At 70.6% G+C, this 12,109-nt stretch carries 8 protein-coding genes; 3 read left to right on the top strand and 5 right to left on the bottom strand.

Annotated elements, in window-relative coordinates; translation table 11 throughout:
• Nucleotides 1–132: 132 nt before the first annotated feature.
• Complete coding sequence (locus tag WME83_RS04735; RefSeq protein ID WP_437318055.1) at nt 133–1,665, bottom strand: hypothetical protein; 1,533 nt, start codon at nt 1,663–1,665, stop codon at nt 133–135.
• Between the two features lie 537 nt (nt 1,666–2,202).
• Between WME83_RS04735 and astD the strand changes: the two genes are divergently transcribed.
• Entirely contained in the window at nt 2,203–3,669 is a 1,467-nt protein-coding gene (gene astD, locus WME83_RS04730; protein ID WP_437318054.1) for a succinylglutamate-semialdehyde dehydrogenase, read from the top strand.
• Between the two features lie 292 nt (nt 3,670–3,961).
• Here astD and WME83_RS04725 read toward each other — a convergent pair whose 3' ends face one another.
• Entirely contained in the window at nt 3,962–5,251 is a 1,290-nt protein-coding gene (locus tag WME83_RS04725; protein ID WP_437318053.1) for a cytochrome P450, read from the bottom strand.
• 180 nt (nt 5,252–5,431) lie between these two features.
• Nucleotides 5,432–6,124: an ROK family protein gene (locus WME83_RS04720; protein ID WP_437318052.1), complete on the bottom strand. Its 693-nt coding sequence runs from the start codon at nt 6,122–6,124 to the stop codon at nt 5,432–5,434.
• 1,106 nt (nt 6,125–7,230) lie between these two features.
• Here WME83_RS04720 and WME83_RS04715 point away from each other — a divergent pair.
• Nucleotides 7,231–8,820, top strand: coding sequence for a DUF1592 domain-containing protein (locus WME83_RS04715; protein WP_437318051.1), 1,590 nt, complete (start codon nt 7,231–7,233; stop codon nt 8,818–8,820).
• A 35-nt stretch (nt 8,821–8,855) separates the two neighbouring features.
• Nucleotides 8,856–10,202, top strand: a complete 1,347-nt coding sequence (locus tag WME83_RS04710) for a DUF1552 domain-containing protein (protein ID WP_437321962.1) — start codon at nt 8,856–8,858, stop codon at nt 10,200–10,202.
• Nucleotides 10,203–10,266: 64 nt separating this feature from the next.
• Here WME83_RS04710 and WME83_RS04705 read toward each other — a convergent pair whose 3' ends face one another.
• Entirely contained in the window at nt 10,267–11,361 is a 1,095-nt protein-coding gene (locus tag WME83_RS04705) for a pectin acetylesterase-family hydrolase (RefSeq protein ID WP_437318050.1), read from the bottom strand.
• 67 nt (nt 11,362–11,428) lie between these two features.
• Nucleotides 11,429–11,932, bottom strand: a complete 504-nt coding sequence (locus WME83_RS04700; RefSeq protein WP_437318049.1) for a hypothetical protein — start codon at nt 11,930–11,932, stop codon at nt 11,429–11,431.
• Nucleotides 11,933–12,109 lie beyond the last annotated feature (177 nt).

The raw sequence follows: 12,109 nt of genomic DNA, 5'->3' as shown, positions 1-12,109 counted from the left end.
AAGCGGGGCTCGAGACCGGACGAGCGCTCGTCCGGTCTCGAGGATGGCAGTCTCAGCAATCGTGATCTGCCGAGCTCGCCGGAGGGCGCCGGGCGAGCGCGCTAGCGTGCGTTGGCGTCGGAGGTGGGGGAATCAGCCGCGCAGCGCGGCGGTCGCCTGGGGCCGCAGCGCCGGGCGCGGCCGCTTGGCGACCTCGGCCTTCCGGGGCACCGAGGGCCGGGCGTCGGCCCTCCAGGGCTGGAAGCGCTCGTCTTTCCACATCAGGAGGCCGCCCGACAGGGGCGCGTCGGGGGCCGCGCCGTCCTCGGAGCGCAGCCAGACGAGCGGGCGCGCCTCGAAGACCGGCTTCGTGCACGCGATGTCCTCGAACGCCGCCGACCAGGAGCCGGTGTTCCCGAAGAACACCCCATGTTCCCAGCTGCCCTCCGGGTTGTGGGTGTGCCCGAAGATAACGGCCTTCGCGCGGTGCGCCCGGGCCACGAGCCGCGCCGCCCCGTTCACGCCCTGCCAGACCGCGTCGAGCGTGGGCTTCGGGACCGCGCACTCGTAGGCGACGAGGAGCGTCGGCGCGAGCAGGGCCGCCGGCGCGAGCCCTTCCGGCATCCACCACAGGCACGCGAGCGTCGCGATGAGCCCGACGAGCACGAGGCCGAGCCGGTCGAGCCAGAGCTCGCGGGCCACCCGGCCGAGGCAGTCCTCGGCGGGCCGCGCGAACAGCCGCGCGTGCTTCACCACCGCGGGGAACGGCGCGCCGGTCTCGTGCGCGGCGGCGGCCAGATCGGCGCGCCGGAGCGCGCGGCGGCACGGGTCGCGGCGGCGCACGAGCTCGAGCATCGTGCGCAGCGCGCCCACGGCGAACGCGAGCACGAGCGACCGGCCCGAGAACAGGTAGTACCGCGCCCAGTGGGAGAGGTATCCGAAGCCGGAGAGCATGAACGACGAGTCGACGTGCGGGTTGAAGTACCCCATGCGCGACACGAGCAGGCGGCTCACGAGCGAGCCCATGGTCGGCTGGATCTCCCCCCGCTTGCGGCCGAACGGCGCCATCGGGTAGCGGTACGAGCAGTACGAGTCGTACTGATTGCCGTGCTCGACGATCACGCCGTCGCGCGTGCGGTGGAACCAGGCGCGGAAGACCACCCGCGCCTCGAGCGCCGCGCGGAGCTCCCGGGCGGCGCCCGCCGCGGGGGCGCCGTCGCGGGCGGCGAGCGCGTGCAGGGCGGCGTCGACGACGCGCCGCCTCACCGCGTCGCGCACCTCGGGGAGCGTGAGCTGGATGTCGTGGTTGCCGGCCACGAACACCACCGTGTGCCCGTCCGCGACGACCCGGCCGACGGCCGCGACGAACACGGGGTGATCGCGGAGGATGGCCTCCATCGCCGGCACCGCGTGCTCGGCGGTGCGCGGCAGGTCGTGGACCACGCTCTCGTTGTCGATCACGCGCGGCGCGTCCAGGTCGAAGATGTCGCCGTTCAGGACCAGCGTGAGCTCGTCACGCTGCGTGTGGAGCCCCCCGGAGCCGCCCGTCCCCTTCCGGATCTCTCCTCGGAGGGCGTCGAGCATCGCCGCGATCTCCCCGTCCGGGGAGTACGGCGCCTGCCGATAGCGCATCCAGAGACCGGCGGTCGGCTCGAGCTCACATAGATGGATGTCTGAGATAGCCACCGTGTGATGCATCGGCCGGGAAACTGACATATCCACATTTCCACGCCAGCCACGGGACCGTCAAGACTTGGTGTCATGGGCCGTGCGGCGCGCCCCGGCGGCGTTCGCCCGGAGCGTGATTCCACGGATCGATCGCGCTCTGCACACCTGTTCGCCACGGTGCATTCCTGTGAATGTCGCGCGCTCGCCACATGCGCTGTCGGGGCGCGGGGGCGCAACGTGCATGAAGGACCGTCTTCAAGAATTCTCATCAGGCGAGCGGATACCATCGGTTGTGGGTCCATCGAGCCGGCCCCCACTCCGTTGGGGTCGGCCCCGGAACGCGCGCGGATGCGGCGCGCGCGGCGGGCGGCCGCGGCCCTGGGGCGGGGCGGGCGGGCCGATCGGCGGCGGCGCCGGCGAGCCGGTCCGCCGGGGTGGGCGGGCTCGCTGCGCGGGCGGCTGGTACGGTGCACACTGGCGGGGCAAGGTGGACGCTCGCCAGTTTGGCTGGACGGACGGCTGAGCCCGCGGGGCGTTCCGCGTGGAGAGGTGACCATGTCGACCCATTTCATCGACGGCTGCTGGGTGTCCGGCACGGGGGAGCCGTTCGCGAGCCGGAACCCCGTGACGCAGGCGCTCGTCTTCGAGGGGCGCGCCGCGGCCGAGGGGCAGGTGGACGCGGCCGTGCAGGCGGCGCGCGGCGCGTTCAGGGCGTGGCGCGACGGCGGCGCGGAGGCGCGGGTGTCGCTGGTGAAGCGGTTCGCCGGGCTGCTGGGCGAGCACAAGGCCCGGCTCGCCGACCTGATCGGGCTCGAGACCGGCAAGCCGCGCTGGGAGGCGCTCACCGAGGTCCAGACGATGATCGGCAAGGTCGACGTGTCGCTCATGGCCTTCCGGGAGCGGACGGGCGAGCGGCAGGCCGAGGCGGGCGACGCGACGGCGGTGGTGCGGCACCGGCCGCACGGGGTGGTCGCGGTGTTCGGGCCCTACAACTTCCCGGGCCACCTGCCGAACGGCCACATCGTGCCGGCCCTGATCGCGGGCAACTGCGTGGTCTACAAGCCGTCGGAGCTCACGCCGAAGGTCGCGGAGGAGACCGTGCGGCTGTGGCAGGAGGCGGGCGTTCCGGCCGGGGTGCTCAACCTGGTTCAGGGGGGGAAGAGCACCGGGATCGCGCTCGCGGGTCACCCGGGCATCGACGGCCTCTTCTTCACGGGGAGCTCCGCGACGGGCAGCGCGCTGCACCGGCAGCTGGCGGGGCGGCCGGAGAAGATCCTCGCCCTGGAGATGGGGGGCAACAACCCGCTGATCGTGCAGGACGCCGCCAACACCGAGGCGGCGATTCACCATATCCTGCAATCGTCCTTCATCTCGGCGGGCCAGCGGTGCACGTGCGCGCGGCGGCTGCTCGTGCCGGCGACGCCGGAGGGAGACGCGCTCCTGGAGCGCCTGGTCGACGCGGCGGGGCGGCTCAAGGTGGGCAGGTACGACGACGCGGAGCAGCCGTTCATGGGCGCGGTGATCTCGCTCGCGGCCGCGGATCGGCTGCTCGAGGCGCAGGCGCGGCTGATCTCGCTCGGAGGGGAGGCGCTGCTCGAGATGCGCCGGATCGAGGAGGGGACAGCGCTGCTCTCGCCCGGGATCATCGACGTGACCGCGATCGAGGAGCTGCCGGACGAGGAGTATTTCGGGCCGCTGTTGCAGGTGCAGCGCTACGAGAGCTTCGATGAGGCGCTCTCGCTGGCGAACCGCACGCGCTACGGGCTCGCCGCGGGGCTGATCTCGGATCGCAGGGAGCTCTACGAGCAGTTCTGGCGGGAGGCGCGGGCGGGGATCGTCAACTGGAACAAGCCGCTCACGGGGGCGTCGAGCGCGGCGCCGTTCGGCGGGATCGGCAGCAGCGGGAATCATCGGCCGAGCGCGTACTACGCGGCGGACTACTGCGCTTATCCGGTCGCGGGGCTCGAGGCGGCGAGCGCGGCGCTGCCGGCGCAGCTGGCGCCAGGGATGCGGGGGAAATAACTAGAGGGCAACGGCCGCCGGCGGGAGGGGAGGGTGCGCGCGGGGGGCGAGGGGGGCCCTTCCCGCGGACTCGCGCCTTGTGGTGGCTATGGCCATGAGAACGGGAGATGACGATCTGGGAGGAGATGGCTTCGATGCGGGCCGGCGCTCGGATCCGCGGGGCCCTTCCCCCTCGCCCCCCGCGCGCACCCTCCCCTCCCGCCAGCGGCTCGAGGCGCTCTGTTGGCGGGGGAGAGGTCGAGTTGCGTGGAGGCGGGAGGCTCGATGGGCGCTGTCGCAGGATGCGTTGAGATCAGGAGGCGGAGCTCTGCGCGCCCAGCTCGACCGGCATGGCGGTGAGGCTGCGGATGCCGGGGCTCTGGCGGTAGGTCAGCGGGGCGGAGGAGAGCGCGGCGTTCGGGAAGCGGCGTAGGAACGTGGAGATCGCGGCCTGGGCCTCCACCCGGGCCAGCGCGGCGCCGGCGCAGTAATGCACGCCGAGGCCGAAGGAGATGTGGCGGATGTCCGTGCGGCGGAAGTCGAGCCGGTCAGGATCGGGGAACTGCGAGGGATCGCGGTTCGCCGCGCCGAGCACCAGGAAGGCGCGATCGCCCTTCGCGATGCGCACGCCGTCGAGCTCGATGTCGTCGAGGGCGACGCGGCTCATCCACTGGACCGGAGAGTCGTACCGGAGCAGCTCCTCCACCGCCGGGCCGATCAGCGCGGGCGTCTCGCGGAGCGCGTCGCGCTCGGCCGGGTGGTGGAGCAGCGCGAGCAGGCCATTGCCGATCAGGTTCTTCGTGGTCTCGTGGCCGCCGAAGAGCAACATGCAGCACGTCGAGAGCAGCTCCTGCTCGCCGAGGATCATCCCCTGCTCCTCCGCGACGAGGAGCTGGCTGAGCAGGTCGCTCCCGGGGTTCTGCCGCCGGGCCGCGATCACGCCGCGGAAATAGTCCTCCATCTCGGCGACGGCGCTCAGCGCGCCGCCCGCGATCTCCAGCGTCGGCCGGCCCGAGCCGAGGAACCCGCCGAGCGCGTTCGACCAGCCCTTCAGCCGGTGCCGATCCTGGGTGGGCACGCCGAGCACCTCGCCGATCACGAGCAGCGGCAGGACGTCGCCGAGGTCGCGGAGGACGTCGATCCGGCCCGTGGGCGCGACCGCGTCGAGCAGCTCGTTGACCAGCGCCTCCACCCGGGAGCGCAGCCCCTCGACGAGCCGCGGCACGAACGCCTTGTTGATGAGCGAGCGGATGCGCGTGTGCTCCGGCGGATCGAGCAGCAAGGCCCACGACGCCAGGTTGCGGCGCAACGGCTCGAGCCGCTGGCGCACCTCCTCCGGCAGCTTCGTCACGAAGGCGCCGGAGCGCTTCGCCGAGAGGCGCGGGTCGCGGAAGCCCGCGGCGACCTGGTCGTAGCGGGTGATGAGCCAGCCGTTGTAGGCCGCGCTGAAGTACACCGGCGCTTGCTCGCGCAGCTTCGCGTACACGGGGTACGGGTTCGCGAAGGTCTCCGGCGATTGAAGGCGAAACGGGTCGAGATCAGCGTCCGCCGCTGGAGTGGCCGCAGGCGTCGCGTCGGGCTTCGGTGCGTCGGGCGAGTTCATTCGGCCAGGGTACGCCGGCCGCGCCCGCTTGGGAACCGGCGCGGCCCGCGCCCGCTCGGGAACCGCCGCGGCTCGCGCCCGCTCGGGAGCCGCCGCGGCCTTCGCTCGCCGGGCGCCCGCCCCGGCCGGCGCACCGCGGGCGAGGCGGCCGGGCCTGCCCGCGGCGCGGGGGGCGCTTTGCTAGGCCCAGAGCTTGATTCCGCCGAGCAGGCCGGCGACGTTGTCGACGACGACGACGTTCTCGGGCAGCCGCGAGACGTCGAGCAGGCGCGCGTTGCCGCCGCCGAGGTAGAGCTTGCGGTAATTGAAGATCGGCTCGAGCTGCGCGATCATCTGGCGCACGCGCTTGTTCCAGCGCTTCGGGCCGATGCGCTTGCACTCGGCGTCGAACACGCGATCCTCGTACTTCAGGTCCCGCTTTCCGTAGGGGTGGTGCCCGAGCTCGAGGTTCGGCACGTAGTGGCCGTCGATGTACAGGGCACAGCCGAGCCCCGTGCCGAAGGTGAGCACCATCTCGAGCCCCCTGCCCTCGACGACGGCGAGCCCCTGGATGCCCGCGTCGTTGGCCACGCGCACGGGCTTCGCGAGGCGGCGCTCGACCGCCTCGGCGAGCGGGTAGCCTTTCCACTTCTCGTTGTCGAGGTGCGGCGCCGTCTTGGTCACGTTGTCCATCACCACGCCGGGGAAGCCGATCGAGACGCGATCGAACTCCCCCAGCGCGCGGGCCATCTCCTCGATGACGTCGAGGATGGGGTCCGGCGAGGCCGGCTGCGGCGTCGGCACGCGCATGGGATCCGCCATCGGAGTCCCCTGCCCGTCGAGGATGGTGCCCTTGATCCCCGTTCCGCCGATATCGATACAAAGCGTGCGCATGGATTCCTCTGTCTCCTCCCGGAGATCTTCCTCCGGGGCCGCGGGCACATCGACGCGCCCGCGATCGCGGCGGACATCATCTGGAGCGCCGGCCGTGTGTCAACTGGAGCCGCAACTTGACCGCCCGAGCGGCACGAGCGCGCGCCGGCTCGATCCGATGTTAACGCTAACAGGTGGCCAGCATCGGCCCTGTGAAGGAGGGAGCGGAGCACGCCGAGCGCCGCTGGGCCGTTGGCCACGAGGAGGGCGGAACCGTCCAGCGAGCGCGAAATCGGCGGGATTCGGGGCCCGATTCAGCGCCCATTTCTTCTGACGCGGCGCTCCGGCGGAGCCCCGCCAGCCAGGTGCCGCCCCCGGCCCGAGGAGCCCGCGGGCCGTCCGGTTTGGCGTTGACATGGGCCATGTGATCGTTCACATTTGGTCCGAGCCGCATCCTTTTGCTTCGTCTTGGAGGGGTCGTCTTGCGCGCCGAGAGCTTTGCCATCGATGGTCTCGGCGCCGATTCCGTTTGATCGGCCGTCGCGGGCGCGATCGCGGATCGATGAAGGGTAGCGTTTTACCAAGGGTGTTCCACCAGAGAACACGGTCCACCTCGCCGATTCGGCGAAGGTCGTGAGCTCCTGGGCGCTGCCCACCGGAAATGATTCCTCCAAGGTCCGGCGACGCGGCCGGAGGCGAGCGCGGGGAACGGCGTGACCTACGTGGCGGCGACCATGACGAGATCCTCCTCGGGGGCACCGGTTTGATGGATGAGGCCCATCCGGGAATTTTACCGAGCCACGCGAGAGGCGATGCATTCACCGTCTCATTGCATTTCTTCGCTATGGCTGCCAATCGCTCCTCGAGATTGATGGCGGGCCCTCCGGGGGCTGCCGCGCGATAATCTGACGATGTCGTCAGAGTGCCAGCTGTTCGACAATTACCTTCAGCGTGCCCACTGCGGGCGAAGAGGGATGTTCATGTCTAGGCCCTCCCATCATGACCAGGCGCGTCCTCTCCGAGGCTCTCGGTCGGCGATCCTGGCCGCGTTGCTCCTGGCCAGCGGCTGTATCGGAAACGTCGGTGGTTCCGGTTCCGGTTCAGGTTCCGGCGACGAGCCCGGCACCGTGCCTGACGACGGCAAGGATCCCACCACCGGGGCCCCGCTCGCGTGCAAGGAAGGCGTCGTGTACCCCGGCCGAGCGCCGCTGCGGCGGCTCACGCGCGTCGAGTACAACAACACCGTCCGCGATCTCCTGGGCGACACGACCAACCCCGCCTTTTCGCTGCCCAGCGAGGATGTCGGGAACGGCTTCGGCAACGACGCGGACACGCTGTCGGTCTCGAGCCTGCTGGCCGAGCAGCTGGGCACCGTCGCGGAGGGCGTCGCCCAGCGCGCGACCGCCAGCCCGGAGGCGCTCGCGAAGCTCGCCCCGTGCGCGAGCAACGTGGGGGCGGCGGACGAGGAGGCGTGCGCGCTCACGATCATCGAGAAGCTCGCCCCGGTCGCGTACCGCAGGCCGCTCGCCGACGGCGAGGCGAACGAGCTCCTGGCGCTGTACAGGGTCGGCCGGACCGACGCGACGTTCGCGACCGGCGTCGCGACGGTGATCGAGGCGCTGCTGCAATCGCCAGACTTCCTCTACCGCATCGAACGCGGCATGCCCGACCCGGAGCGCCCCGAGCTCCGCCGGCCCACGGGCGACGAGATGGCGACGCGGCTCTCGTACCTGCTCTGGGGCACGATGCCCGACGAGGATCTGCGCACGGCCGCGCAGGCAGGTGAGCTCTCGACGAAGGAAGGCGTGCGCGCGCACGCCGAGCGCATGCTCGAGGATCGCCGGTCCCGGCCCACCATCCGGTTCTTCTTCGACAACCTGCTCCCCATCAGCAGCCTCGCGGATCTCGAGCGGAACGCGGAGGCGTTCCCGACCTTCTCTCGCACCATCGGCTCGCTGATGCGCGAGGAGACACAGCGGCTCATCGAGCACGAGATCTTCGAGGGGGGCGGGACCTGGCCGTCCATCTTGACGACCCCGTACTCGTTCATGAACGAGCAGCTCGCGGCGTTCTACGGCATCTCCGGCGTGACGGGCGACGAGTTCCAGAAAGTGGAGCTCGACACGACCCAGCGCCTCGGCATCCTCACCCAGGCGGGCATGATGGCCGGAACGACGCACTCGAACAACACGAACCCCGTGACCCGCGGCTCGTTCGTGCTGCAGAAGCTCATGTGCATCCAGATCCCGCTCCCCACCGGCGACATCCTGGAGCAGGTGAAGCCGCCGGATCCGTACTCCGGCAAGACGGCGCGGGACCGCTTCAGCCAGCACAGCCAGGACAAGGCGTGCGCGGGGTGCCACCAGTTCATGGATCCGGTCGGCTTCGCGTTCGAGAACTACGACGCGGTCGGGCTGTACCGCACCACCGAGAACGACGTCGTGATCGATCCGAGCGGCACGGTCCCGGGGACGCTGGGGGACGTGAGCGGCCCGATCGAGCTGGTGCAGAAGCTCGCCGCTTCCGAAGAGGTGCAGGACTGCTTCGCCAAGCGCTGGAGCGAGTTCGCCTACGGCCTCACCCTGCGCAAAGAGGACCTGTGCACCGAAGAGGCTGTCACGACCGCCTTCAAGGCGTCGGGGTACAACGTGAAACAGCTCCTGATCGATCTCACGCAGACGGACGCTTTCCACTATTTGGCTTCGGGACAGGAGTGAAGGTCATGTCGAAATTTCGTTTGAGCCGACGTGCCATGCTGCGGGGCGCCGGCGCCATCGCGGTCTCGCTCCCCTGGCTGGAGATCATGGGCACCGAGCGCCCCGCGCACGCGGCCCCCGCGCCCGCCAAGCGCTTCCTCGCCGTCTACACGCCCGGCGGGACCGTGCTGAACCGCTGGAGGCCGACCGGCTCGGAGACGAGCTTCACCTTGAGCCCCATCCTGGCGCCGCTCGCGCCGGTGCAGAACCGGCTGATCGTCGTCGACGGCCTCGACATGAAGAGCGCGCGCGGCGAGCAGCACCAGGCCGGGATCATCGCCTGGCTCACGGGCACGTCGCAGGAGGGCTCCAACAACGGCGGCTACGGGAAGGGGCCGTCCATCGATCAGGTGATCGCCGCCCGGATCTCCGCCGGTCAGAAGGCGAAGGCCAGCATCCAGATCGCGTTGCGCTGGGCCACGGGCAAGTCTCACGGCCTGCTGTCGCCGATGAACGCCGCGAATTTCGAGAACGACGCGCCGCACAAGCCGATCCCGCCGCGCCTCGATCCGGTGGAGATCTTCACCGAGCTCTTCGGCACGCTGAACCCGAACGACGGCAACGACGCCGCCCGTCGCCTCGCGCGGAAGCAATCGATCCTCGACTTCCTCGACCGGCGCTACGCCACGCTGTCCTCGCAGCTCGGCGCCGCCGACAAGCAGAAGATCGACCAGCACCTCACGAAGATCCGCGAGATCGAGCAGAGCCTCAGCAACATTCCGGTCGAGACGAGCGCGTGCAAGGTGCCGACGAGGGTCGACACGTCCGACTACAACCCGCGCACGGGGCTCAACTCGTCCGACAACGGCTCGATCAAGGACACCTCGACCGACGCGGCGATCCCCAAGGTCGGCAAGCTGTTGACGGACATGATGGTGATGGCGTTCGCCTGCGACATCACCGGGGTCGGCACCCTGCAGTGGAGCGACACCGAGGCGAAGCACACCTTCCCCTGGCTCAACCTGACCGAGCACCACCATTTCTACCAGCACGACGGCGGCTTCAGGCCGAACGAGTGCGAGGCCATCTGCACCTGGTACTCGAAGCAGCACCTCTATCTCCTGCAGGAGATGGAGAAGATCGACATGGGCGGGCACTCGCTGCTCGACGAGAGCGTCGTCTTCTTCGGCTCCGAGCTCTCGGATCCGCCGTCGCACAAGAAGAACGACATGCCGTTCCTGCTGGCCGGCGGCGGCGGAGGCCTGCGCACCGGACGCTGGCTCCGGTACCCGAACCTCCCGCACAACAACCTGCTCGTCTCGATCTTGAACCTGTTCGGCGACACCCGGACCACGTTCGGCGACCCGCGGGACTGCACCGGGCCGCTCACCAACCTGACGTAGCCGCTCCGGCGTCGCGACGCCGACTCGCTCGACCGCGACGGGGGCGGGGCTCGCCCCGCGCCCGCTACGGTGAGCCGCAGTCGTCGCAGGCGACGCTGGGCGGCGGCTCGCCGTTCACGAGCGCGTCGAGCCATCGGACGAGGCGCGCCCCGCCCGACTCCACGGTGTAGAACTCCGGCCGCCAGAGGATGCAATGAGCGCTGCCGGCGGCGAGGTACGCGCTGAAGTTCGGCGTCGACGCCTCGATGTGGTCGACGGACGCCCTCATGCCCTCCGACCACGCCTCCGCGCCGCCGCCGCCCATCGCGCGGAAAAAGAAGATCTGGTCCTCGTCGTGGACCGTGTTGTACTGCGACAGACGCATGTCGGGGTAGTGCGCGCCGATCTTCTCGTAGAGCACGTACAGGTTCACGAGCTCGGCCGGATCGAGCCCGGGGATCCACGTCGGATAGGCGCCCTCGGGCTTCCAGGAGGGGAGGCTGTCGTTGAAGAAGGCTTCGGTGATGACCCCCGCGCCGCTGTCGGCGAACTGGACCACGGACGCGTTCTTGTAGTGCTCCCGCAGGTGGGCAGACCACAGGATCGAGCCATACGCGCCCGCGCTGCAGCCGGTCACGAAGATCTTCTCGGGCGCGGGGACGTTCGCGTAGATCCAGTCGAGCGCGGCGCGGACGTTGACGGCGCCTTTGTGCCGGACGGTGACGGCGCTGCTCCCCTCTCCGTACGTGGCTACGTTGTCGCCCCAGTGGATATCCCCGGTGCAGTAGGGGATGTACACATGGTGCCAGTCCCTGAACGGGTTGTCCGGGTTGTCATGATCGTAGATCCCGGTCGTCAGCGGATCGTCGCCGACGGTCTCCTGGAAGATGTCGGCGCCGGGGGAGCAGGTGGCGGCGCTCCAGCACGCGCCGCCGCCGCGGAACTCGACGATGAGGCGATTGACGGTGCCCGGGCGCACGAGGTACTTGAACGGATCGCCGCGCGCGCAGGTGGTCTCGCCGCCCGGCTCGATGGTGTTCCATCCGGAGGGCAAGCTCAGGATCCCCGCCCGTGGCGGGCTGTTCGGGCCTTCGTCCTTGGCGGACGAGCCGCCACAGCCGGCGATGGCGAGCAGACACAGCGGGATGTGGAATGGGGGGAATGCGGGGTTGAAGCGCATGATGGGAGTGAGGATAGCATTCCGCGACTCCCAGGCTTGTCCGCCGACGACGGCGCGGGGATGAGCGCTACGGCGCCGGGGCGTGCTCTGCCCAGAGCTGCGCGGCGGCGGCGCTGACCGCGCGGCGAATCGAGCCCTCGTCGAGGCGCGCTCGGTCGCGCGGCGCGAGGGCGGCGCAGATGGCGAGCGCGACGAGGTAGAGGGCGCCGATGAGCCCGATCCAGCGCAGACCGGACGCGCCCAGCCGGGAGATGATCTCGATGGGCACGATCTGCGCGCGGATCTGGACCGCGCCGATCACGAGGACGGCGCGGTCCCCTTCCTGGAGCTCGATGTCGGCGGGGCCCGTCAGCAGGCGCCCGAGCCCGTCGGCGCCGTGGACGCGCGCCCGCGTCCTCCGCGGTACGTGCAGCACGTAGCGCGCGCCGGTCACCTCCGCGATGACGGGGGCCGACCTGTCCAGCTCTATCGACGGCACGCGCGCGATGGATGCGGGCGTGTCGCCGATGTGCGCCCGGCCCTCGGCGAGCAGGTGACGGACGCCGATCACGTCCTTGCCTCGGACGGCCACGAGCTCCAGCGCGCGCCGCGCGGAGGCGCTCGCCGCGGGCGGCCGCGATCTCCGGTCGCTGACGGGTTCGGCCCTCGATGCCTCATTAGGACCTTTCGCCATACTCTACAGCCCCCCTCGTCGGCCGCGGGCAGGGGTGGACTCTGCATGTCCCCTGGTCACCTGCCCTCGGCGCGC

It is taken from the genome of Sorangium sp. So ce385 (assembly GCF_051474135.1).
Classification (GTDB): Bacteria; Myxococcota_A; Polyangia; order Polyangiales; family Polyangiaceae; genus Sorangium; species Sorangium cellulosum_D.
This window is presented reverse-complemented; position numbering and strand designations above follow the sequence as displayed.

What these genes read in the sequence shown, in the direction of transcription:
- WME83_RS04725 (WP_437318053.1), bottom strand. Translation starts at nt 5,251, where the DNA reads ATGAACTCGCCCGACGCACCGAAGCCCGACGCGACGCCTGCGGCCACT.
- WME83_RS04720 (WP_437318052.1), bottom strand. Translation starts at nt 6,124, where the DNA reads ATGCGCACGCTTTGTATCGATATCGGCGGAACGGGGATCAAGGGCACC.
- WME83_RS04705 (WP_437318050.1), bottom strand. Translation starts at nt 11,361, where the DNA reads ATGCGCTTCAACCCCGCATTCCCCCCATTCCACATCCCGCTGTGTCTG.
- WME83_RS04710 (WP_437321962.1), top strand. Translation starts at nt 8,856, where the DNA reads ATGCTGCGGGGCGCCGGCGCCATCGCGGTCTCGCTCCCCTGGCTGGAG.
- astD (WP_437318054.1), top strand. Translation starts at nt 2,203, where the DNA reads ATGTCGACCCATTTCATCGACGGCTGCTGGGTGTCCGGCACGGGGGAG.